Genomic DNA, 20830 nt, shown 5'->3' on the forward strand with positions numbered 1-20830 from the left:
GGTCGGGAAGGTCCGGAATGTCGATCGACGCTGACTGTGGTGCGAATGTGGTCACGAAATCCCCAGGAAGTTCTTGATGTTGGTGCTGACGATCTTCACGGCGTTCTCGGGTCCGACCGCATCGACGACCGTCTTCAGCGATTTCTCCGAGTATCCGAACGTGGACTCGTTGTGCGGATAGTCCGACGACCACATCACGTTGTCGACGCCGATCTTGTCGATGAGCTCCAAGCCGAGCGGGTCGACCATGAACGACGCGCACATGTGGTTGTCCCAGTAGTGGCGCACGGGATGCTCGAGCTGGTGGTTGAACATGTGTCGGTACGACGCAAGCATGTGCTCGGCGTCCTGCAGAGCCGTTGGCACCCAGGCGATACCACCTTCGAACCACCCGATCTTCAATGCCGGGTGGCGGTCGAGGATGCCGGAGAACACGTACTTGGCGAACTGCTCGCGGAACGAGTCGACGTTGACCATCATGCCGACGACGACGCTGTTGTGCTGGCACGGCGTCTTGGGTGGCGTCTCACCGATGTGGTGACTGACCGGCACGCCGGCGGCCTCGATCTCGTCCCACACCGCGTCCATATCGGTGCTGCCGTAGTCGTAGATGTTGCCGTCGTCGTCCTTGCCGGGGTTGAGGGGCAGCAGGAACGTCCGCAGGCCCAGTGACTTCAGCTCCTCCAACGTGCTCCTGGTGCCCTTCGGGTCCCACCAGTTGATCAGGCCGACACCGTAGAAGTGTCCGTTGCTGCGCTCCTGCAGATCGGCGATGTGCTCGTTGTAGATCCGGAAGACACGCTCGCGCAGCGCCTTGTCCGGATAGTGGAACAACGCCAGCACCGCGTTGGGGAAGGCCAGTTCCTTGTCGATGCCGTCCTCTTTGAGCTCACGGACGCGGGCCTCGATGTTGTTCGACGCCGCTCCGGCGAGGTCGTCGTACTGCATCAGCACCCGCCCGAAGTCGCCGCCGGTCCAGGCCTTGCCCTTCATGCCGACCATGTAGGCGCCGTCCTCGTACCAGATGCGCGGCGCGGCGCCCTTGAGCTCCTCGGGGAAGCGGTCGTAGAAGATGTCCTCGGCCACCGAGATGTGGTTGTCCGCCGAGAAGATCTCGGTGCCCTGGGGAAGACCGAAGTCGCCGGTGGCATGGCCCTTGCGGTGCTTGGGCGCGCCGAAACCCTCAGGCGGATAAAGGGCGGGAGTTGTTGGTGCTGACATCGTTGACACTCCAATCGGGCTGAAGAATGGACCTGACTACCAGGTCACCGGAAGTTCGTAGACGCCGTACGCGAGTCGGTCGTGCTTGAAGGGCACGTCCTCGAACGGCACGGCCAGCTTCAGCGTCGGTATGCGCCGCAGCAACGTGTGGAACACGATCTGCAGCTCGGCACGAGCGAGCTGCTGGCCGACGCATTGATGCCTGCCGTAGCCGAAGCCGAGTTGCTGGCCGGCATCGCGGCCGAGGTCGAGCTTGTCGGGTTCGGGATAAGCGGCGGCATCCCAGTTGGCGGGTGCCAGGTCGAGGATGATGCCCTCGCCGGCACGGATGGTCTCACCGGCGATCTCGATGTCTTCGATCGCGACCCGACGCTGGCCGTTCTGGATGATCGACAGGTAGCGCATCAGCTCTTCGACCGCGTTGGCGATGAACTTCGGATCGTCCGAATCCCGTAGCAGCGCGGCTTGTTCGGGGTTTTCGAGCAGCGCCAGCACCCCGATGCCGATCATGTTGGCGGTGGTCTCGTGACCGGCGATGAGCAGGCCGGTGCCCAGCTGTGCGGCCTCTTTGACGGTGATCTCCCCGGCGTTCACCCGCTCGGCGAGGTCGGAAACGGCGTCTTCCGACGGGTTCTCCATTTTGGCCTTGACCAGATCGCTGAGGTACTTGGCCAGGCTCATGGCGCCCTTCTGGCCGTCCTCGGCGGAGGCGTAGCGCGCGAGGCCGACATTGGCGTGGTGCTGGAAGAACTCATGGTCTTCGTATGGCACACCGAGCATTTCGCTGATGACCCGGGTGGGCACCGGCAGCGCCAGTTGGGCGACGATGTCGGCGGGTTGCGGACCGGCGAGGATGTTGTCGATGCACTCGTCGGTCACCTCTTGAATGGCGGGCCGCAGCCCCTCGACCCGTTTGAAGGTGAAGGGCTTGGACAGCATCCGGCGAAACCGGGTGTGCTCCTCGGCGTCGGAGGTGAACACCGAACGCGGCCGCTTGTACACCGTGGACAGCATGTGCTCGTTCCAGTGCGGAAAGCCCTCGATGCGGTCGTCGACACTGACCCGGGAATCGGCGAACAGCTCGCGCGCCACCGCGTGCCCGGTGATCAGCCACGGCGTGGTGCCGTTCCAGATCCGCACCCGCGAAAGCGGTTTGGCCTCACCCATTTCGAGCATCTGCGGCGGTGGGGCGAACGGGCACCGAGCGTCGCGCTCCATCGGGTATTCGGGGACATCCGAGGACACGTCGGGCGTTCCGGTCAAGGTTTCAGACATATGGTGGATCTCATTCCTCGATGTGGATGGCGAGTGCGGGGCATGCCGCCGCCGCCTTGCGGGCGTCGTCGGCCTGGTCGTCCGCCGGGCTGTCGTTCAGCAGGACCACGACGCCGTCGTCGTCGCGCTGGTCGAAGATGTCGCTTGCGTTGAGCACGCACTGACCCGATGACACACACTTGTCTTGGTCGACAGTCAGTTTCATGATGCCGGGCGCTCCGTGATCGGTGCCTGCCACAGCCCGACGATCGCGTCGATGAGCCCGGACGCCGCGGAACTCCAGGTCGTCCGCGGCATGTCGGCCCCCTCGGCGAAGGCACGTTCGAAATCGGCGCAGGTGTGCATCATCAGATTGCGAGCCATGATGTTTCGCTCGGTGACCACCGCAGGCGGTAGGTCCGGCAGGCAGCGGGTGATGCCGTCGACGACGCGTTTCACCGACGGCGACTCCAGAGCACCCTTGACAACGATCTTGTGGTACTCGGGGTCGGCCAGCGCCTGCGCGGCGAAGCGCGCGTACCACGTCGGGGTCCCGATCTGTGCCAGGTGCTCGGTCAGCGAGCGCACCAGGCAGGCAACCCAGTCACGAAGTTCGGTCGAGTCGCCGATCTCGGCGACCATCCGCGACAGCAGACGCTCGGTCGAGACGCGGTGCTTCTGCTCGATGGCCCGCACCAGGTCGGCCTTCGTGCCGAAGTGGTAGCCGACCGCGGCGTTGTTGCCCTGGCCTGCTGCCTCGCTGACCTGCCGGTTGGATACCGCATAGACACCGTGCTCGGCGAACAGCCGCTCGGCGGCGGCCAGGATCGCTTCGCGTGTGGTGCTCGCCCGTTCGGTGCGCACGCTTCTGGCAGTGGTCACCGTCACAGTCAACCGCTCCCAAGCGCTTAAGTCAAGCGACTGATTTAAAGTCGTCATGGCTTCGGCTTGCGGACGATCACCTTCCCCGCACTGGTGCCGCCGTCGATGGGAAGGATCGTTCCGGTGACATACCGGGAACGGTCCCCGGCGAGGTACAGCGCGGCCTCGGCGACGTCGTCGACGGTGCCCTCCCGCTTCAACGGGCGGTCGTTGCGCATCTGTTCGCGGATTTTGGCCTCGAACGCCTCGAGGCGCTCGAGGTCCTCTCCCGTCGCCGATTTGCGCACGATCGCGGTCCGGATGTTGCCCGGCGCGAGCGCGTTGACGCGAACCTCGTAGTGGGCCAGATCGATCGCCGCCGACTTGGTGAACTGGATGACGGCGGCCTTCGACGCCCGGTAGGTCATCACCCCGCCGCCGGCCTGGATGCCGCCGATCGAGGTCAAGTTGATGATCGACCCGCCGCCGTGTTCGGCCATGTGCCGGGCCGCATCGCGCGTACCGGCCATGACCGCAAGCACGTTGATGGCCATCACCCGGTGGAAGTCGGCGAGATCGTCGTCGAGGAACTTCGGGAACATCTTGCCCGACACGCCCGCGTTGTTGACCATCACGTGCAGGCCGCCGAACTCCTCGACCGCCGCGGAAACCAGCCGGTTGACCTGCTCGACCTCGGCCACGTCGGTCTCGATGAAGCGGACGGAGTCACCGAGGTCGGCGACGAGTTGGGCGCCGCCCTCGCGGTCGACGTCGCCGACGACGACCTTGGCCCCCTCGGCGCAGAACCGCCGCACCAACCCTTCACCAAGTCCGGAAGATCCGCCGGTGACGACCGCGACCTTGCCCTCGAGTTCGCCGGTCATGCCGCCCCTTCGTGTGAGTCGGCCAGGAAGCCGAGCAATAGTTCATTGACCGCGTCGGGTTGTTCGATCTGCGGGCAGTGCCCGGCCGCATCGATCACCGCGGACCGGCCACCGCGGATCTGGCGCGCGATCTCGCCCGCCCACCCGCGGGGTAGCAGTTTGTCACCGCCGCCCTCGACCACAAGTGTCGGCACGGTGATGCGCTCGTAGGCGCGGACACTCGACGGCAGCGGTGGAGCCTCAAGGCCCGGACGCCGAAACCGCGCCGCCGCCAATGCCTCCCACGCGCCCGGCGCGATGCTGGCTTCGTAGCGGCGCTGGACGTATTCCTCGTCGGCGGGGTAGGAGGCGTCGTAGAAGAGCGCCGTGACGATCCGGCGCATCCCCGCGAACGTGGCGTCATAGTCGTACAACGCGGCCGAATGCTCGTTGCGCTGGATCTCGCCGCCTCCGCAGATGGTCACCAGGCTGCGGGCGGGCAGCACCGGCGCTTCGGAGGTGGCGTCGACGAACATGTTCACGGCCCCCATCGAGTTGCCGATGAAATGCGCGGATTCCACCCCGAGGACTTCGCAGAACCGTGCGATGTGCCGGATCCGCATACCGCGGCCGTCGTTGAAGTCGATGACCTTCGCCGATTCGCCGAACCCGAGCATGTCGAGCGCGAGCACGCGGTAGCGCGTGGCGAGCGCGGCGATGTTGTGCTCCCAGCCGATCTCGGCGCCGGCGCCGAACTCCCCACCGTGCAGCAGGACGACCGGATCGCCTTGTCCTGCTTCGAGATAACCGGTCACCAGACCGTCGACCAGAACCGATTTGCGTTGGAGCTCGGTCACGCGGTCTCCCGGGCGGCCTTGGCGAAGAACAGCACTTGGGTGGCGAGCATGTCCAGCTGGTTCTGGGTGGCGTCGTGGATCAACTCCCCTGCCTCGTCCCAGATCTGGTCGGCGGAGTTGATCGCCACGCCCAGCGGAGTCGGCCACGCGCGCAGCGCGTGCCCGATGGACCTCAACTGCCCGAGTGTGTTGACCGCAGCCTGCCAGCCGTAGGCGCAACTGATGCAGCCCCACGGCGTGTTGTCCAGATAGACGCGCGGGTCCTCCCGCAGATCCTCGATGTAGTCGAGCGCGTTCTTGACCAATCCAGAGATCGCCCCGTGGTAACCGGGTGAGCCGACGACCACGGCGTCCGCATCGCGCAGCGCACTGACCAGTTCGAGAGCCTGGGGCGTGCGTTCCAGCGAGTGCGGGGCATACATCGGCAAATCCAGGTCGGGTCCCGCGAACAGCCGCGTCCGCCCACCCTGCTGCTCGACCGCCGCGAGGCAGTAACGCAACGCGCGCTCGGTCGACGAATTCGCCCGAAGCGTGCCGCCGAGTCCCACGACGAACGGCGCACCGCCGGTTCTGGTGCTTGCAGTCATATCCTCACCCACTACTTGATTGCGATCGGGCTGACGGGTGCGCCCACCGCGCCAACGACTTTCAAAGGCGGTGCGATCAACTGGAACTCGTAGACACCGTCGGCGGCGCAGTCGGCCGCCAGGCCGGTGAGATCCCAGTACTCGCCGAACATGAGGCCCATGTCGCGCAGGCAGACCATGTGCATGGGCAGAAACGTGCCCTCGACTCCGTTGGCCGGATCGGGGTCCTCGACCATGAGGTTGTCGGCGGCGACCGCGGCGACGTCATGGTCGTGCAGCCACGATGCGCAGGTCCAGTCCAGACCGGATCCTGGTTCGGAGCCGTCACCGGTAGACAGGAACCTCGTCCACCACCCGGTGTGTACGACGACGATGTCCCCCGGCGTGATCGTCACGTTCTGGGCCTTGGCGATATCATCGAGTTCTGCTGGTGTGACAGGGTTTCCGGGTTCGAGGAAGACGTCGGCGCCGCGGTGCCGGACCGCGTCGAGCAGCACTCCTCGGGAGGTGATGCCCTTGACGTCGACCTTCTCAATGCCCAGATGGACGGCCCCGAAGCTGGTCACCGAGTCCGCGGGAAAGCCGTTGTAGAGCTTGTCATCGTAGTAGACGTGGGAGATGGCGTCCCACTGCGTGGCCGCCTGCAGCGGCATCACGATCATGTCGTCGTTGAAGCGAAACGGGTTGTCCACGAAGAACTCGCTGACCTGGTGAGCCACTGAGTTCCGCAGCCACTGGGGACCGTACCGCGCCAGGGTGTTCGCGTCGCCGCCGTCCACCGTCATCACATGGGTGGGGTTCGGCCGGAATTGGAACGCGCCCTGCGGGCCGTTCGAGCCGAAGTCGCCTCCGAGCGGGATCACGGTCCCTTTCTTTACGAGCGCGGCCGCTTCGGCCACCTTCTCGGGCGTGATGAGGTTCAGCGTGCCCAGCTCGTCGTCGTCGCCCCAGCGGCCCCAATTGCGCACGTCGTCGGCGACGCGGCGGAACTCGCTCATGCTGGCCATGGATTACCTTTCACTGTGCCGACTTTCACGTCAACGCCGCCGTACCGATCCCGCGAGGTCCGTCTCCCCCGTGGTGCCTCCGTCCACCCAGATCACCTGGCCGGTGAGATAACTGGCCGCCCTGCTGTTGAGGAAGGTCAGCACGCTGGCCTGCTCCTGCGGTTCGGCGGCCCGGCCCAGCGGGGTCCGGAAGGAGTCGAGAAACTCCTGCCCGTACGCGCTGCGCAACTGGTCGAGGATCGGCGTGTCAGTCACCCCGGGTGCGGTGCAGTTGATGCGAATCCCCCTGGCGCCCAACGCGCTCACCTGTGCCATGCCGTAGAGGATGATGGCCTCCTTGGACAACCGGTAACCGCCGCCGTCGGCCAGCGCCTCGGGATGGCGTCGACACCACTCGATGCCCGCCTCGACCGAGTCCGTGTCGACCAGGCCGGCGGTGACCGGCGCGTTGTCCCGGTACGCCGACGCCGCCAGCGACGACACGTTCGCGATCGCCGATCCAGCGCGCATCCGGGGCACCAGCGCCTCGGTAAACCGCCGGGTGCCCAGGAAATTGATCGTCACGACCCGCAGTGGGTCCTTGATCCCCGACGACACCCCGGCGACGTTGAACAGCGCGTCGACCGAGTCGCCGACGGCGTCGGCCGCCCGGTCGATCGAGCCCTGATCCGACAGATCGAGTTCGATGAATCCGCCGACAGCCTCGGTCGGCGGTTTGATGTCGAGTCCGATCACCTCGCCGCCCAGGTCGGCGACCTGACGGGCGACGTGGGCACCGATGCCCGAGGCGCATCCGGTGACGACCACACGACGCCCGTCGTAGCGCCACAGTTCGTCAGTTCGGCCCATGGCTCATCTCTGGCCGGCGTTCGTCACTGCGCGCTCTTGGCGTCCGCTTCTGGGTTGCGGCTCGCCCACCCTTCTCCTGACTTGAGTTTGGCCGCCGCCGCCTCGATGCCGGCGTTCATCTCGTCCATCGCCAGCGACACCTCGTTGGCCGTGTAGTTCTGGCGGCCGGTGGGCAGTCCGCCGAACGCATAGCTCTCGTCGAAGACGGGTGCCTGCGACGGTTGCCGCCGCGCTTCGACCTTCTCGATGATCGGCTCGAGTCGTTTGGCCTTCTCCGCCTGCGCCTTCTCGTCGCGTTCGATGAACTCGGGCAGCACCTCCTTGCCCATCAACTCGATGGACTCCATCGTCTCTTCGTGCCTGCGCGGGGTCAGCAAAAGGATCAGTTCGTCGACACCGCTTTCCTCGTAGCCGCGCAGGAAGTTGCGCACCGTGTCCGGGCTTCCGATCGGACCGCGGTCGGGTCCATAGACGATGCTGGGGTCCTTCTCGATCTCCTCGAGGTGCCGCTTCCACACCCCGGTCCGGCCCGGTGTGTGCATCCCGGTCATGTAGTAGTGCATGATGCCGAACGCGAAGAAGCCGCCGCCCTTGCCGAGTCGTTCGATCGCCTGTTCGTCGGTGGGGGCCACCATCATCGACAAGTCACCGCCGATGGCGAGGATGTTCGGGTTCATCTGCGGGGTGACCGGCGCGCCGTTCTCCTCGAACTCCTTGTAGTAGCCGTTCACCCGCTCGGTCAGCGGTCCCGGGCCCGTGTAGGCGAAACTCAGTGCACCGAGGCCTTTCTGGGCCGCCATGGCCACCGACGCGGGCCTCGTGCACGCCACCCAGACGGGCGGATGCGGCTTCTGCAGCGGTTTGGGTACGACGTTGCGCGGGGGCATCTCGATGTGCTCTCCCTTGAAACCGGTGAACGGCTCCTCGGTCATACAGCGGATCGAAACCTCCAGCGCCTCTTCCCACATCGCGCGCTTGTCGGCGGGGTCGACACCGAACCCGCCCAGTTCACCGACCGACGACGACTCGCCGGTGCCGAACTCCACGCGCCCGTTGGAGATCAGGTCGAGTGTCGCGACCCGTTCGGCGACACGTGCGGGGTGGTTGACGACCGGCGGCAGGTGCATGATGCCGAAGCCCAGGCGGATGTTCTGGGTGCGCTGGCTCGCTGCGGACAGAAAGATCTCGGGCGCGGTGGAGTGGCAGTACTCCTCCAGGAAGTGGTGCTCGGTCAGCCACACTGCGGAGAAGCCGGCCTTGTCGGCGAGTTCCACCTCGTCGAGACCGTCCTGAAAAAGCTTGTGCTCGTCGTCTTCGCTCCACGGCCGCGGCAGTGGAAACTCGTAGAACAGCGAGATCTTCATTTCGTTACCTTCCGATGTGTATCGAGTGTCGAATCGGTACTAGTTCCGGTCTGAACTCCAGAGCCGGACAGCTGCTCGGCGATGTGCTTGGCCGCGACATAGCCGAAGGTCATCGCCGGGCCGATGGTGGCACCGGCGCCCGCGTAACTGCGGCCCATCACCGCGGCCGACGTGTTGCCGACCGCGTAGAGGCCCTCGATGACGCGGTCGTCGGCGCGCAGCACCCTGGCGAACTCGTCGGTGCGCAGACCTCCGGAGGTGCCCAGGTCGCCCAGGATGATTTGGAACGCGTAGTAGGGCGGCTTGCCCAGCGGGTGCAGGTTCGGGTTCGGCAGGGCGGGGTCACCGTAGTAGTTGTCGTAGGCCGAGTCCCCGCGGTTGAAGTCGTCGTCGTGGCCGTTGCGCGCCAGTTCGTTGAACCGCTCGGCGGTCTGGCGCAGTTGTGCCGGCGGAACACCGATCTTGGCCGCGAGTTCCTCGAAGCTGCTTCCCTCATGCACCACACCGGATTCCAGCCACGCCTTGGGCACCTTCCAGCCGGTCGGCACCGGCGCGAATGGAATCTTGGGGATCGGCAGGTGCCCGGCGACCACGTACCGGTGAAACGACCGGATGTCGGTGATCAGCCAGCACGGAATGTGTGTGACCCCGCTGTTCTGTCCCTCGATCATCGCGTGCGCGAAGTCCATGTAGGGGGCGGCCTCGTTGATGAATCGCTTACCCTCGCCGTTGACCACGAACTGCGACGGCATCATGCGCTCATTGAGCATGAACTGCAGCCGTCCGTCGGGCCAGCAGATCGCGGGAAACCACCAAGCCTCGTCGAGCAGATCGGTCGAGCCGCCCACCTTCTCCCCCGCCCGGATGGCGTCGCCCATGGACGCCGGATTGCCGAAGCTCCAATCCTTTTCGAGAAGCGGCAGGTGCTGGCGGCGCCACTCCATGTCGTGGTCGAATCCACCCGCGGCCAGGATCACGCCGTGCCGGGCTTCGATGCGCTGCTGACGACCGTCACGCTCCACCACCGCCCCGATCACCGCTCCGTCGACGTCGGTGATCAGTTCGCTCATCGGCGAGTTGAGCCACAGCGGAACGTTGTGTTGTTTGAGCGCCAGCCGCATGCGAGCGGCCAGCGACTGGCCGATGGCCGCCATCCGGTCGCCGAGGGCGCGGGCCCGGAACATCCGCCAGATCAACTTGACGAGAACGGCCTTGCCGCGCCAGTTCTGCCGGACCTGGTAGAACAACCGAAGATCTTTGGGCGCGAACCAGATTCCCTTCGGTGCCAGCGCGAGTGGCTGCAGCAGATGCTGCTCCTCGTCGCCCAGCTTGCGCAGGTCGATGGCGGGCACATTGATCGTGCTGCCCTGTGCCGACCCGCCCGGCAGCTCCGGGTAGTAGTCCGCGTAGCCCGGCTTCCACACGAATTCGAACCACGGGCTGCGCTTTTCGAGGAACTCCATCATCTCCGGAGCGGCATCGACGTACTGGCGCAGACGCGCGTCGCTGACCAGTCCTCCGGTGATCTGGCGTAGGTACTCCACGACGCCGTCGGGATCCGGCACGTAACCCGCCTTGCGCTGTGACGGTGCGCCGGGCACCCAGATGCCGCCGCCGGACAACGCGGTGGACCCGCCGAAGTGCGCCGACTTCTCGACGATGAGCGTGTCAAGACCGAACGCGTCAGCGGCCAGCGCCGCCGTCATTCCGCCGCCACCTGACCCGACGACAAGCACGTCGACGGTGTGGTCGAACTTGTTGTCAGACATCCAGAACCGCCGTCCTGATCGCGAACCCTGCGATCAACTCCGGTGCCGCCCGGTAGAACCGCTGATCGGTGCGGTACGGGCCGTGCGTGGCAAGCGCGGCGAAAGCCGCGATCCACGTGCGTACTTCGTGTGCTGAATGGCCGGCCTCGCGCTCGACCGACTCGTTGGACCAGCCGTCCACCTCGGCGAGCCGGTTGTTGTCGATCAGCTCGAGGAAAGCCGCGTCCCACTCCGGGTTGAGCGGCTGCAACGGGCTCTCGCCGTGCGCGAACGCCTGCGCGGCGTCCATCACCGCGACCTGGCGGGCCTGCCGCTGCTCCGCTGTCATGGGCGCACCGTGCACGATCCGTTCCAGTGCGGTGGGCGGCGCGGTCGCCAACGTGGGCACCGGCGGATCGTGCGACAGCCCACCGGAGCCCACGACGAGGACACGTTGGTCGAGGGTCGCGAGGAAGGTGCCGAGCGCCGCGCCGAGCGCCCGCACCCGGCGCACCGGCCCGAGCGGGGTGGCCACCGAGTTGATGAACACGGGGATCGTCGGCACCGACGTCGCATCTCCGAACAGGTTCTGCAACGGTTGGACCGTTCCGTGATCGACGTCCATGCTCGCCGAGATGGCGACGTCGATTCCCGACTCCAGAACCGCTCGGGCACAGTCGGTCGCGACGTCTTCGGGCACGTTCAACGGGCCTGCGTGCGAGCCGTAGTCACCGACACCCTGGGCGGCCGTGCCGATGCAGAACGGCGGCATCGTCCGGTAGAAGAACCCGTTGTAGTGGTCCGGGGAGAATATGACGACGAGCTCGGGGTCGTAGTCGGCGACGAACCGGCGTGCACCCGATATCGCCGTCTCGATGTCGTCAAGGAGATCCCGTGACGGTCCCGGAAGGTTCAGTAGCGGGCTGTGCGACATGCAGCACAGGGCCAGTGTGCCCATGAGAACCGGTGCCTCCTCCCTGGGTCAGACACAGAACGTCGAAAAGAGATTCGCTCAGTTCGGCGGCGCGCTGGGCGATGCAGGCGCCGGCGATGCAGCGGTCGGGCCGCAGGAACAACACCGAGTCGGTGTAGGTGTCGAACCACGCCTTGAGCGCACCGGTCCTGTCACCGATCACCACCACATCGTCGTCGTCGTGACCCGGCCAGTGCAGCTGAGTCATCGGACGCGCCTCGATGAACTCCGCACCCAACGCCTTCCATCGGTTGAACGCGTTGTCGCCCAGGATCGCTCGCAGGTTGTTACTCCAGCACAGCACCGCGAATCCCGGCCCGAGCACGTCGTCAAGCAACGCGTTCTGCTCAGTGCGGGTGTCGACGCGCGGCTGGATGAACAGCGTGCCCGTCGGCGAGACCGCCCCTGCCGCACCGGCACCCGGTGCGGAATGGAACACGGCGCCCTGTTGATAGCGCGGCATCGGCTTGAAACGCATCTCGAGGATGTAGCGCTTCAGCGAGGGAACCACGGAAGCGGCGTGAATGATCCGGTCCCGCAACGCGGCGACCCTGCGGTTGGTCGGCGATATCACGCGGCCGACCATGGTGGACAGGTCGATCATCGCGCGGGCGTGTTTGCGACGCTCGACGTCGTAGGTGTCCAGCAGGGCGTCGTCGGCCTGCCCGGTCACCACCGCAGCGAGTTTCCAGCCGAGGTTGGCCGCGTCCCGGATACCGCTGTTGTATCCCTGCCCCTGCCAGACCGGCATCAAGTGCGCGGCATCACCGGCCAGAAGCATCCGGCCCTTGCGGAATGAACCGGCGATGCGGGAATGGTGCGTGTAGACCCGGTGCCGGATCATGTCGACCTGCTCGGGATACGGGACTCGTTGCGCCAGCATTCTTCTGACGAACGCCGGATCGTCGGCTTCTGCGTCGGTCTCGTGAGGATGGATCAGGAATTCGAAGCGGCGGATGCCGTGGGCGATCGAGATCGACACATAGGGGCGCGCCGGGTCGGCGCCGACCTCACTATTGGGATGGCCGAGTGGGTCGTTGGCGACGTCGACCACCAGCCAGCGGGTCGACGACGTGGTGCCGTCGAACGACACGCCCATCAGCCGGCGAGTGGCGCTGCGGCCGCCGTCGCAGCCGACCACGTAACGAGCCGTGACCGACGGCTTGTCGCCGCCGAACTGTACCGTCACCGCGTCGTCGGTCTCGACGCAGGACTCCATCCGACACCCGAACCGGACCTCCACATTGTCGAATCGGTCCAGGCCGCCGAACAATTCGGCATCGACCATCGGTTGCACGAAGCCGTTGCGTTTGGGCCAGCCGAACCGGGCGTCGGGCGGTGCCATCTCGGCGAGCAGCCTTCGGTTGGCGTCGAAGAACCGCAGGATCTGGTTCGGCACGGTGTGCGGCAGAACCCGGTCGACCAGGCCGATCGACTGGAACGTCCGCAGCGCCTCGTCGTCGAGACCGACGCCGCGGGGGTAATCGATGAGCGTGTCGCGTTCCTCGACCACCAGCGTCCGGACCCGGTGCAGCCCAAGGATGTTGGCCAGCGTCAGACCCGACGGGCCTGCCCCGACGATGACGACGTCGACGTCGGTCGTCGTCATAGCCGCCCCAAAAGGAAGTCCAGGTGCAGGCGGTTGAACGTCTTGGGATCCTCGTACTGGGGCCAGTGGCCGCATCCGGGCATCACCTCGAAGCGGGCGCCCGGGATCATCGAGGCGATGCGTCGCCCCTCGGTCACGTCGGCCGTGGGGTCGTCACTGGTCCACACCACCAGGGTCGGCGCAGTGATCGATCCGTACTCGTCGGGCCCGAGGAGGTTGCGTGCGCGGATCTCCGGGTCCTGCAGCGCCATGATGTCGCGCATCGCCGCGACGAACCCCGGCTGCCGGTACACCCGCTGCCTGCTCGCGACGATGTCGTCGTAATCCTTGGTCTTGTCGGCCATCAGCCACTTGATGCGGGCCTGCACCGTCTCCCACGTCGGGTTCTCGGCGGCGGCCATGGACAGCGTGATGATCCGCTTCATCACCTCGGGATCGGCCTGCGAGCCGCCCGCGGTGTTGAGCACCAGTCGGTCCAATCGGTCGGGGTGGTCGACCGCGAATCGCGCCGCGACCCAACCACCGAGCGACTCACCGCTGATGTGGGCGCGGTCGGTCCCGACGGCGTCGAGGAACGCCATCAGATGGTCGACGTAGTGGCCCACTTCCAGCGGATGGCCGGGTTTGTCGGTGTAGCCGTGGCCGAGCATGTCGATCGACCAGACCGAGAAGTGCTCGGCGTGCGCCTGCAGGTTGCGCACGTAGGCCTCCGCATGCCCACCGGAGCCGTGCAGGAAAACGAGCACCGGCTTGTCGGTGTCACCGGCGTGCAGATAGCGGGTACGGGTCCCAGCGGCGTCGAGGTAGCCCTGAGCGAACGAGACGCCCTGCAGATCGCTCCAGACGCTCTCGAATTCGATTGCCTCCGAACGCCCATCGGCCGCCGCGGACGCCACCAGCGAATCCGATTCAGACACGCTTACCCTCTCTTGACCGCGAGAATCGAATTCTCGTATTTTGTAAGCACTCTGCTCATTTATCGCACACCCACGTGCACTATAGTCAGAGCATCACTCTCACGGCAGCTAGATGTCAAGGGAAGTCGAGGAAGGGACGCCATGCCTTCGGAGGGCGGAGCCCGACATCGGGTGGAGCAGGGCGGAGCCCGACATCGGGTGGAGCAGGGCGGAGCCCGACATCGGGTGGAGCAGGGCGGAGCCCGCCCGGGGCCGGAGCCGATCGGCGCCGTGCCGAACGGGGCGCCCGGCTCGCAGACGCTGGCCAGAGGGTTGGCCGCCTTGCAGCTGGTGGCCAGCTCCCCCACCGGCCTGACCGCCCAGCAGATCGCCGACGACATCGGTGTGCACCGGACCATTGCCTACCGCTTGTTGTCGACGCTGTCGCAGTTCCGGTTGGTGGCCAAGGGCGAGGACGGCCGCTACCGCTCGGCCGCGGCGCTGGCGGTGCTCGGGGCGTCGTTCGACAACAACGTGCGCCAGCTGAGCCTGCCGACCCTGCGGGGTCTGGCCGACGAACTCTCGAGCACGGTGTCGCTTCTCGTCGCCGAGGGCGATCAGCAAGTCGCGATCGCCGTTGTCGTGCCGACCAACGTCTTCTATCAACTGTCCTTCCATGAGGGCAGCCGCTATGGGCTGGACCGCGGCGCCGCCGGAATCGCGTTGCTGGCGAGCATGCCGCCGCGCCCCGGCGAGCGTGATCTGGTGCCGCAGACGCGGGAGCAGGGGTGGGTGATCACCCACGGCGAGATCGAGCCGGACACCTACGGCCTCGCGGTCCCGGTGCGCCGACGGCCACCCGCGCCGCCGACATGTATCAACCTCATCTCGCACCGCGAGGACGTCCTGACGCGCGGCAGAGACGCAGTCATCAGGGCGGCCGACGAGTTGTCCACGATCCTCAACTAGAGGGTCACTCCAGCCGGAAGGAGCAGCACGTGACGGATTGGGATCATGACGTCGACGTGGTCGTACTCGGTAGCGGCGGGGCCGGTCTGACCTCGGCGCTCGCCGCGGCGGCCAATGGCGCTTCGGTGGAGATCTACGAGAAGGCCGGGACCGTGGGTGGCACGACGGCGGTGTCGGGTGGGATCATCTGGATACCCGCGCACAACCGGGCCGCCGCGGGTGAGCTGAGCGTCGATGACGCGATGGCCTACCTGCGCGCCCAATCGCTGGGATACATGGACGACGACCTCGTCGAGACATTCGTGCGCACCGGCCCCGAGATGCTCGATTTCGTTGAGGCACACAGTGATCTGCGTTTCGAGGTTGCCGAGGGGTTCCCCGACTACAAGCCCGAGCTGCCCGGTGGGCGGCCCTCCGGTGGGCGTTCGCTCAACGCGAAGCCTTTCGACTTGAGCCTGCTCGGTGAGTGGCGCGACCGCATCACGTCGTTTCCGGCGGATTTCAGCAACGTCGGCATCGACGCCGAGACCCGTGCGCGCATCCACGCCTCGGTCGACGACGAATCCGGCGACTACTGCGTGGCGGGCACGGCGCTGGTCGCCGGGCTGTTGAAGGGGCTGCTGAACCTCGGTGTGACGCCGCGGACCAACACGCGCGCGGTCGAACTGCTCTCCGACCCCCTCGGCATCACCGGCGCTCGAATCTCGCAGGACGGCAACGAGTTCACCGTGCGGGCCCGTCGAGGCGTGATCCTGGGAACCGGCGGGTTCGAGTGGGACCGCAAGCTGGTCGAGGCGTACCTGCGGGGGCCGATGCGCGGACCCGTCTCACCGCCCAACAACACCGGAGACGGCCTGCGGATGGCGATGGCGCACGGCGCCGACCTGGCCAACATGGGCGAGGCGTGGTGGGTGCCGATCGTGCAACTTCCCGGTGACACGTTCGGAGGTCAGCCGCGCAGCCGCAGCGTCCGTCTGGAAAGGACCCGTCCGCGCAGCATCATCGTCAACCGGGCGGGCAAGCGGTTCCTCAACGAAGCCGGCGAGTACAACTCGATGGCGGGGCCGTTCCACTATCTCGATCCCAAGCTCGGGTATGCCAACGATCCGGCGTGGATCGTCTTCGACTCGCTGCACCTCAAGAAGTACGGATTCCTCGGCATCGAACCCGATGGCCCTGCCCCCGACTGGTTCTCACCGTCGAAGGACCTGGTGGAGCTCGGCGAGAAGACCGGCATCGACCCCGACGGGTTGGCACGCACGCTGCAATCCTGGAACGACGGCGTCGCCCACGATCGCGATCCGGATTTCGCGCGGGGCTCGAGCGCCTACGACGGGTACTGGGGCGACGACAAGGCGCCGACACCCGCCGGCCGCACCCTCGGCCCGATCGACACGCCGCCCTACTATGCGGTGCCGGTGTCGATCGGCGCGATGGGCACCAAGGGCGGCCCTCGCACCGACAGCGACGGCCGGGTGCTGCACGTCAACGGGTCGGCGATCCCGGGTTTGTTCGCCGCGGGCAATGCGATGGCCGGGGCAACCGGCAAGGCGTACGGCGGTGCCGGTGGAACGATCGGCCCCGCAATGGTGTTCGGCTACCGTGCGGGCCTTGCCGCCTCCGCGCGCGTGTAGCTCATGGTTCGAACGCCCGCCGGTGCTCGACTGTGCGACCCGATACGCTCATCGCGGCGTGTTGCGTATCGAACCGCACACTCAGCGTCGAGTGCCGCTCAGGCTACCGCCATTCCGATGAAGTAGCTGCTCAACAGGCAGGTGGCGACCAGAACCACCCAGCCGTCGGTGAGGCGGCGCAGCCAGTCCGGGGCGTGGCGTACCTCCATGAACTCCCGAAAGATGATGCGCACCTTGATCAGAGCGATCACGATCGCGCTGACGGTGACCACGGTGCTGGCCTTCAGGGTGCCGTTCTGATCGACCGCCCCATCCATCCAGACGTAGACGAGCGTCAGCAAGGTCAGGATCGCCCAGGCGATGACGAGTCTCTTGCTCATGGTGTTGCTCACCGGTCACCTCACGATGTAGAGCATTGCGAAAATCAGCACCCACAGGAAATCGACCGTGTGCCAGTACGTTGCCCCCGTTTCGACGAGTTCCTGCGAGCGTCGCGCCGGGCTGCGCAACTGGTAGAGGACCACACCCAACACGATGAAGCCGATCAACACGTGGATGCAGTGCAGCGACGTGAGGAAGAAGTAGTGCTGGAAGAACTCGGCGCTGGTGAACGTGTTCCCCATGCGGATCTCCAGAATCCACTCGAACACCTTCGACACCACGAACGTCACCCCGAGACCCACGGTCACATAGGCGTACGTCGTCGCCGAACGGTACGAACCGCCGCGCGCGGCTTGCACGCACCGGGCGATCGCCCACGAACTCGTCAACAGGACAATGGTGTTGAAGACTCCGATCCGCAGGTCGAGATCGGCTTGGGACTGTAGGAAGAGATCCTCGTTCTGCGTGCGCAGAGCCAGGTAGACCGAGAAGTAGCCGGTGAACAGCAGCGCCTCGAACAACACGAACAGCCACATGTCGGGCTGGCCGGGCACTCGCCGTTGCGGCTGATCCTCGAGCGGTTTCGGCGCGGCGCCAACGACGTCAGTCATCGAGCCGCCTCCACCGCTTCGGTGGCTTCGGTTGAGTCTTTCGGCGGCAGATCGGGCAGCGGTCCCGTGCCGAAATCCTCCCGCTCGATCATTTTGCGCAGCAGCATGATGAACGCCGCGGTGTAGGTGATGAAGACGACCATGTTGATCCACCACGCGATCGCACCGTTCCACGCGAATGCGCCGCGTTGGAAGATCCAGGCCGGTGCGACGACGACTTCGGTCAGCGCATTGCACAGCCCGAGATACGCGAACCATTTCGGGAACACGTTGTTCTTGTCGAGCAGGATCGCCACCAGCCAGACCACCGAGCCGACCAGGAAGACACCCATCGTTCCGCTGAACGACAGGAACGCGAAGTCATACATCCACACGATCAGTTCGGGGTCACGGTCCGGCCGGAGCGCGCCGACGGTCATCGCGATCGCCATCACGAGCATGCCGGGCAGCGCAGCGAGCGAGTACATGATCAGGTACGAGTAGGCGAAGACACGACTTACCGACATCCGCCACATCGAGTATGCGAGTAGGGCATTCATCGGCGCACACATGCCCGAGATCAGGAACACGACGCCGAACCCGCTGAGCAGACCGAGATGGCGATCGGCGAACCACTGCACGATCAACGGCGTGTCCCAGTCGGGGCTCGGCGGCGGTTGCACCCTTGTAACGAGGAAGAACAGCACGCCGTACAACTGGTAGAAGACCACCATCACCCACCACGCGAACCACAGCTCACGCTTGGGGTGATAGCGGAAGTTCCAGACCAGCCTGCCCCACCGTGTATCGTTGGGCGGGTCCGGCGCCGTCACCGGTTCTGCGCTCAACGCGCTCATGCGGCGACCGCGGCTTCGGCACGTTGGCGGCGGATGTTCTGGGCGAGAACGACTCCCATCACCACGATCCAGACGGCGATCGCGATGTTCTTGAGCCAGAACGACAGCACGCCGTCCCACGCGAACGGGCCCTCGAACGTCACCGCCCCGAATGCCGCGGGCACCAATGCGGCGGCGATGAGCAGGTTGAAGTGCGCCACCCATGGCCGGAAGACCGGTTGGTCTCGACGATCCCAGTAGATCGCCAGGGCGAGCACCAGGCACTGGGCGATGAGATAGGGGACCAGCACGGTGAAGGTGACCCAGGCGAGGTCGTTGAGCAGTTGAGTCAGCTCGGGGGAACGCTCGGGCCGGAACGATCCCAACAGCCAGAACATGTTGGCGATCAGGAACAGCGTCGGTGGACCGCCTGCGCACGCGATCAGGCAGTAGGACAGGATCGGCGTGCGGTGCGCCATCTTGCGAACCTGCATCGCGATCAGGATCACCGTCGGGATCAAACCGACCCCGAACCAGTTGAACAGGATCATGCTGTAGCGGATTCGGGCTGTCTCGTCGCGGTAGAAGTCTGCGACCTCCTCCGCGGACATCGTCGGAGACATCGGATGCAGGAAGCCGGGAAACAAGAAGAACGCGGAGGCCCAGATGATCACCATCGCGGGCAGCGCCCACAGCATGAGCAACTCGCCATCAGTTCGCTTCATCGTCCGCCTAATAGTTGGTTGCCGATCGGCTACTCGAACGGTAACCGATCGGCAACCAGGCGGTCAATGCTGGGCTACCCTCGACGACATGGCCGTGGCAGAGCAGAAATTCAGTGCGATCACCCGCACCGCTGCCCAGACCAGGGTCTTGGACGCCGCGCTGGCCTTGATCGCCGAACACGGGGTCAGCGGCACCTCGCTACAGATGATCGCCGATGAAATCGGGGTGACCAAGGCGGCGGTGTACCGCCAGTTCAAGACGAAGGAAGAGATCGTCATCGCGATAACCGAACGAGAGATGGGCTATCTCGAGGACGCGCTCGAAGCTGCCGAGGCGGCCGACCACGGCCTCAAGTCACGCGAGATCCTGCTCGACCGGATGATCGACCAGGCCGTCGAACGACGCGGAGTCGTCAGCGTGCTGCAGTTCGATCCGGTGATCATCCGGCTTCAGGCCGAACATGAGCCGTTCCAACGGTTCATCGAACGCCTGTATGCCGCGCTGCTGGGCACCCAGGCCGGACCGGAGGCGCGGCTGCACGCGGCGGTGCTGTCTAGCGCGATCAGCGTGGCCGTGATGCACCCCCTGGTTTCCGATCTCGACGCCGAAATGCTTCGCGCTCAGTTGATTCGGATGTCCCGCCGGCTGCTCGACCTACCGGAGCAGGCTCAGCGCCGCTCCCGGTCGACGACGAAGAGGCGCTCGGCGGCGGTGTAGGGGTCGTCGGTGCCGTCGGCGACGGCCGCCGCCAGCCGGTCCAGCTCCGGATGCGTGCGCAGCAGCGTCTGCGCCAGCGACAAGATCTGCGTCCTGGCGCGCGCTGCGCGCCGTTCCGGGCTGTCGGAGCGGTGATGCGCATCGATCGCGTCGACGAGTTCAGGAAGGCCGTCGCCTTGTGCGGCAATCAGTTTCAGGACGGGGGCGCTGCTCTCGGCGCGAAGGTCGCGCACGGTCTGGTCGGCCCCCTCACGGTCGGCCTTGTTCACCACCACGATGTCGGCGACTTCCAGCAGGCCGGCCTTGGCCGCTTGTACGGCGTCACCGGCACCGGGATTGAGGATGACGACGGTGGGGTCGGCGACCGCGGCGATTTCGATCTCGGACTGTCCGACCCCGACGGTCTCCAGCACCACCAGCCCGTAGGACAGCGCCGCGAGAACGCGGATCGCCGCGGGCACCGCCGCGGCCAGCCCACCTAGATGCCCACGGGCGGCGACGGATCGGATCAGCACGTCGGGATCGTTGATGTGGGCGGCCATGCGGATCCGGTCGCCGAGCAGCGCTCCCCCGCTGTATGGCGACGACGGGTCGACCGCGAGCACCGCGACACGCACGCCTCGCTCACGGTACGCGCCGACGAGCGCACCGACCGTCGTCGATTTTCCCGCACCCGGCGGCCCGGTCACTCCCACCACTCGCGGCACCTCGACGGACCCCAGCGCGTCGAGAAGTTCGCTGCGCCGGGGGCTCTCGACAATGCTGAGCAATCGGCCGGTCGCGCGGGCCGATCCGTTGCGTGCCGTCTCGATGAGCTCCGCAATATCGTTTGAGGTGGTCATCGTCTGGGAGTCTACGGAGCGCCTGCTTGATGTCGCCGCCGGGCGG

The 20830-nt window shown here is 66.0% G+C and carries 22 protein-coding genes; 3 read left to right on the top strand and 19 right to left on the bottom strand.

The genetic code is table 11. The features are described from left to right. Positions 1 to 51: 51 nt before the first annotated feature. The 14 genes from AU192_RS14405 to AU192_RS14470 are packed head-to-tail and all read right to left on the bottom strand — an operon-like array spanning position 52 to position 14089. Positions 52 to 1221, bottom strand: a complete 1170-nt coding sequence (locus tag AU192_RS14405; RefSeq protein WP_064397194.1) for an amidohydrolase family protein — start codon at positions 1219 to 1221, stop codon at positions 52 to 54. Positions 1222 to 1257: 36 nt separating this feature from the next. Beyond that, entirely contained in the window at positions 1258 to 2496 is a 1239-nt protein-coding gene (locus AU192_RS14410; protein WP_064397196.1) for a cytochrome P450, read from the bottom strand. Between the two features lie 10 nt (positions 2497 to 2506). Beyond that, entirely contained in the window at positions 2507 to 2701 is a 195-nt protein-coding gene (locus AU192_RS14415) for a ferredoxin (RefSeq protein ID WP_064397455.1), read from the bottom strand. Then, positions 2698 to 3414: a TetR/AcrR family transcriptional regulator gene (locus AU192_RS14420; protein ID WP_064397197.1), complete on the bottom strand. Its 717-nt coding sequence runs from the start codon at positions 3412 to 3414 to the stop codon at positions 2698 to 2700. Before AU192_RS14420 ends, AU192_RS14415 begins: the two co-directional genes overlap by 4 nt. Beyond that, positions 3411 to 4220, bottom strand: coding sequence for an SDR family NAD(P)-dependent oxidoreductase (locus AU192_RS14425; protein WP_064397199.1), 810 nt, complete (start codon positions 4218 to 4220; stop codon positions 3411 to 3413). Before AU192_RS14425 ends, AU192_RS14420 begins: the two co-directional genes overlap by 4 nt. Next, positions 4217 to 5056, bottom strand: a complete 840-nt coding sequence (locus AU192_RS14430) for an alpha/beta fold hydrolase (protein WP_064397201.1) — start codon at positions 5054 to 5056, stop codon at positions 4217 to 4219. Before AU192_RS14430 ends, AU192_RS14425 begins: the two co-directional genes overlap by 4 nt. Next, on the bottom strand, positions 5053 to 5643 hold the full coding sequence (locus AU192_RS14435; protein WP_064397203.1) for an NADPH-dependent FMN reductase: 591 nt from the start codon (positions 5641 to 5643) through the stop codon (positions 5053 to 5055). Before AU192_RS14435 ends, AU192_RS14430 begins: the two co-directional genes overlap by 4 nt. Before the next feature lie 11 nt (positions 5644 to 5654). Beyond that, positions 5655 to 6650 carry a cyclase family protein gene (locus AU192_RS14440; protein WP_064397205.1) on the bottom strand — a complete coding sequence of 332 codons (996 nt, stop codon included), beginning with the start codon at positions 6648 to 6650 and terminating at the stop codon, positions 5655 to 5657. Positions 6651 to 6680: 30 nt separating this feature from the next. Continuing rightward, a complete protein-coding gene (locus AU192_RS14445) occupies positions 6681 to 7499 on the bottom strand; it encodes a coniferyl-alcohol dehydrogenase (RefSeq protein ID WP_064397206.1) in 819 nt (272 codons plus the stop codon). Between the two features lie 23 nt (positions 7500 to 7522). Continuing rightward, positions 7523 to 8863 (bottom strand): LLM class flavin-dependent oxidoreductase, encoded by a 1341-nt coding sequence (locus tag AU192_RS14450; protein WP_064397208.1) that lies wholly within the window; start codon positions 8861 to 8863, stop codon positions 7523 to 7525. Further along, positions 8860 to 10632 carry an FAD-binding protein gene (locus AU192_RS14455; protein ID WP_064397210.1) on the bottom strand — a complete coding sequence of 591 codons (1773 nt, stop codon included), beginning with the start codon at positions 10630 to 10632 and terminating at the stop codon, positions 8860 to 8862. The genes AU192_RS14450 and AU192_RS14455 overlap by 4 nt, the downstream gene beginning before the upstream one ends. Next, complete coding sequence (locus AU192_RS14460) at positions 10625 to 11545, bottom strand: 3-carboxyethylcatechol 2,3-dioxygenase (protein ID WP_064397212.1); 921 nt, start codon at positions 11543 to 11545, stop codon at positions 10625 to 10627. Before AU192_RS14460 ends, AU192_RS14455 begins: the two co-directional genes overlap by 8 nt. Then, on the bottom strand, positions 11493 to 13193 hold the full coding sequence (locus AU192_RS14465) for a bifunctional 3-(3-hydroxy-phenyl)propionate/3-hydroxycinnamic acid hydroxylase (protein ID WP_064397214.1): 1701 nt from the start codon (positions 13191 to 13193) through the stop codon (positions 11493 to 11495). Before AU192_RS14465 ends, AU192_RS14460 begins: the two co-directional genes overlap by 53 nt. Then, the gene (locus AU192_RS14470; RefSeq protein WP_064397457.1) at positions 13190 to 14089 is read right to left on the bottom strand and encodes an alpha/beta fold hydrolase; all 900 of its coding nucleotides are present in this window, start codon (positions 14087 to 14089) and stop codon (positions 13190 to 13192) included. The genes AU192_RS14465 and AU192_RS14470 overlap by 4 nt, the downstream gene beginning before the upstream one ends. A gap of 162 nt (positions 14090 to 14251) precedes the next feature. Here AU192_RS14470 and AU192_RS14475 point away from each other — a divergent pair, with 162 nt between their 5' ends. Together AU192_RS14475 and AU192_RS14480 are read left to right on the top strand one after the other, a co-directional pair. Continuing rightward, positions 14252 to 15058: an IclR family transcriptional regulator gene (locus tag AU192_RS14475; RefSeq protein WP_082695019.1), complete on the top strand. Its 807-nt coding sequence runs from the start codon at positions 14252 to 14254 to the stop codon at positions 15056 to 15058. 29 nt (positions 15059 to 15087) lie between these two features. Further along, positions 15088 to 16692, top strand: coding sequence for an FAD-dependent oxidoreductase (locus AU192_RS14480; protein WP_064397217.1), 1605 nt, complete (start codon positions 15088 to 15090; stop codon positions 16690 to 16692). A gap of 98 nt (positions 16693 to 16790) precedes the next feature. Here the strand turns inward: AU192_RS14480 and AU192_RS14485 are convergent, their stop codons facing one another. The 4 genes from AU192_RS14485 to AU192_RS14500 are packed head-to-tail and all read right to left on the bottom strand — an operon-like array spanning position 16791 to position 19224. Further along, on the bottom strand, positions 16791 to 17084 hold the full coding sequence (locus tag AU192_RS14485) for a cytochrome C oxidase subunit IV family protein (protein WP_064397219.1): 294 nt from the start codon (positions 17082 to 17084) through the stop codon (positions 16791 to 16793). Between the two features lie 3 nt (positions 17085 to 17087). After that, positions 17088 to 17684 carry a cytochrome c oxidase subunit 3 gene (locus AU192_RS14490; RefSeq protein ID WP_064397223.1) on the bottom strand — a complete coding sequence of 199 codons (597 nt, stop codon included), beginning with the start codon at positions 17682 to 17684 and terminating at the stop codon, positions 17088 to 17090. Beyond that, on the bottom strand, positions 17681 to 18520 hold the full coding sequence (locus tag AU192_RS14495; protein ID WP_064397225.1) for a hypothetical protein: 840 nt from the start codon (positions 18518 to 18520) through the stop codon (positions 17681 to 17683). Before AU192_RS14495 ends, AU192_RS14490 begins: the two co-directional genes overlap by 4 nt. Further along, positions 18517 to 19224 (bottom strand): hypothetical protein, encoded by a 708-nt coding sequence (locus AU192_RS14500; RefSeq protein ID WP_064397228.1) that lies wholly within the window; start codon positions 19222 to 19224, stop codon positions 18517 to 18519. Before AU192_RS14500 ends, AU192_RS14495 begins: the two co-directional genes overlap by 4 nt. Positions 19225 to 19312: 88 nt before the next feature. On the opposite strand from AU192_RS14500, the gene AU192_RS14505 reads away from it, so the two are divergent. Then, a complete protein-coding gene (locus tag AU192_RS14505) occupies positions 19313 to 19942 on the top strand; it encodes a TetR/AcrR family transcriptional regulator (RefSeq protein ID WP_064397230.1) in 630 nt (209 codons plus the stop codon). Here AU192_RS14505 and AU192_RS14510 read toward each other — a convergent pair. Then, entirely contained in the window at positions 19894 to 20784 is an 891-nt protein-coding gene (locus AU192_RS14510) for an ArgK/MeaB family GTPase (RefSeq protein WP_064397232.1), read from the bottom strand. The genes AU192_RS14505 and AU192_RS14510 overlap by 49 nt on opposite strands. Between the last annotated feature and the right edge of the window lie 46 nt (positions 20785 to 20830).

The sequence above is a fragment of the Mycobacterium lehmannii genome, assembly GCF_001499925.1.
Classification (GTDB): Bacteria; Actinomycetota; Actinomycetes; order Mycobacteriales; family Mycobacteriaceae; genus Mycobacterium; species Mycobacterium lehmannii.

What these genes read in the sequence shown, in the direction of transcription:
- AU192_RS14510 (WP_064397232.1), bottom strand. Translation starts at nt 20,784, where the DNA reads ATGACCACCTCAAACGATATTGCGGAGCTCATCGAGACGGCACGCAAC.
- AU192_RS14445 (WP_064397206.1), bottom strand. Translation starts at nt 7,499, where the DNA reads ATGGGCCGAACTGACGAACTGTGGCGCTACGACGGGCGTCGTGTGGTC.
- AU192_RS14435 (WP_064397203.1), bottom strand. Translation starts at nt 5,643, where the DNA reads ATGACTGCAAGCACCAGAACCGGCGGTGCGCCGTTCGTCGTGGGACTC.
- AU192_RS14460 (WP_064397212.1), bottom strand. Translation starts at nt 11,545, where the DNA reads ATGTCGCACAGCCCGCTACTGAACCTTCCGGGACCGTCACGGGATCTC.
- AU192_RS14440 (WP_064397205.1), bottom strand. Translation starts at nt 6,650, where the DNA reads ATGGCCAGCATGAGCGAGTTCCGCCGCGTCGCCGACGACGTGCGCAAT.
- AU192_RS14465 (WP_064397214.1), bottom strand. Translation starts at nt 13,193, where the DNA reads ATGACGACGACCGACGTCGACGTCGTCATCGTCGGGGCAGGCCCGTCG.
- AU192_RS14505 (WP_064397230.1), top strand. Translation starts at nt 19,313, where the DNA reads ATGGCCGTGGCAGAGCAGAAATTCAGTGCGATCACCCGCACCGCTGCC.
- AU192_RS14475 (WP_082695019.1), top strand. Translation starts at nt 14,252, where the DNA reads ATGCCTTCGGAGGGCGGAGCCCGACATCGGGTGGAGCAGGGCGGAGCC.
- AU192_RS14425 (WP_064397199.1), bottom strand. Translation starts at nt 4,220, where the DNA reads ATGACCGGCGAACTCGAGGGCAAGGTCGCGGTCGTCACCGGCGGATCT.
- AU192_RS14410 (WP_064397196.1), bottom strand. Translation starts at nt 2,496, where the DNA reads ATGTCTGAAACCTTGACCGGAACGCCCGACGTGTCCTCGGATGTCCCC.
- AU192_RS14415 (WP_064397455.1), bottom strand. Translation starts at nt 2,701, where the DNA reads ATGAAACTGACTGTCGACCAAGACAAGTGTGTGTCATCGGGTCAGTGC.
- AU192_RS14500 (WP_064397228.1), bottom strand. Translation starts at nt 19,224, where the DNA reads ATGAAGCGAACTGATGGCGAGTTGCTCATGCTGTGGGCGCTGCCCGCG.
- AU192_RS14490 (WP_064397223.1), bottom strand. Translation starts at nt 17,684, where the DNA reads ATGACTGACGTCGTTGGCGCCGCGCCGAAACCGCTCGAGGATCAGCCG.
- AU192_RS14420 (WP_064397197.1), bottom strand. Translation starts at nt 3,414, where the DNA reads ATGACGACTTTAAATCAGTCGCTTGACTTAAGCGCTTGGGAGCGGTTG.
- AU192_RS14495 (WP_064397225.1), bottom strand. Translation starts at nt 18,520, where the DNA reads ATGAGCGCGTTGAGCGCAGAACCGGTGACGGCGCCGGACCCGCCCAAC.
- AU192_RS14455 (WP_064397210.1), bottom strand. Translation starts at nt 10,632, where the DNA reads ATGTCTGACAACAAGTTCGACCACACCGTCGACGTGCTTGTCGTCGGG.
- AU192_RS14405 (WP_064397194.1), bottom strand. Translation starts at nt 1,221, where the DNA reads ATGTCAGCACCAACAACTCCCGCCCTTTATCCGCCTGAGGGTTTCGGC.
- AU192_RS14450 (WP_064397208.1), bottom strand. Translation starts at nt 8,863, where the DNA reads ATGAAGATCTCGCTGTTCTACGAGTTTCCACTGCCGCGGCCGTGGAGC.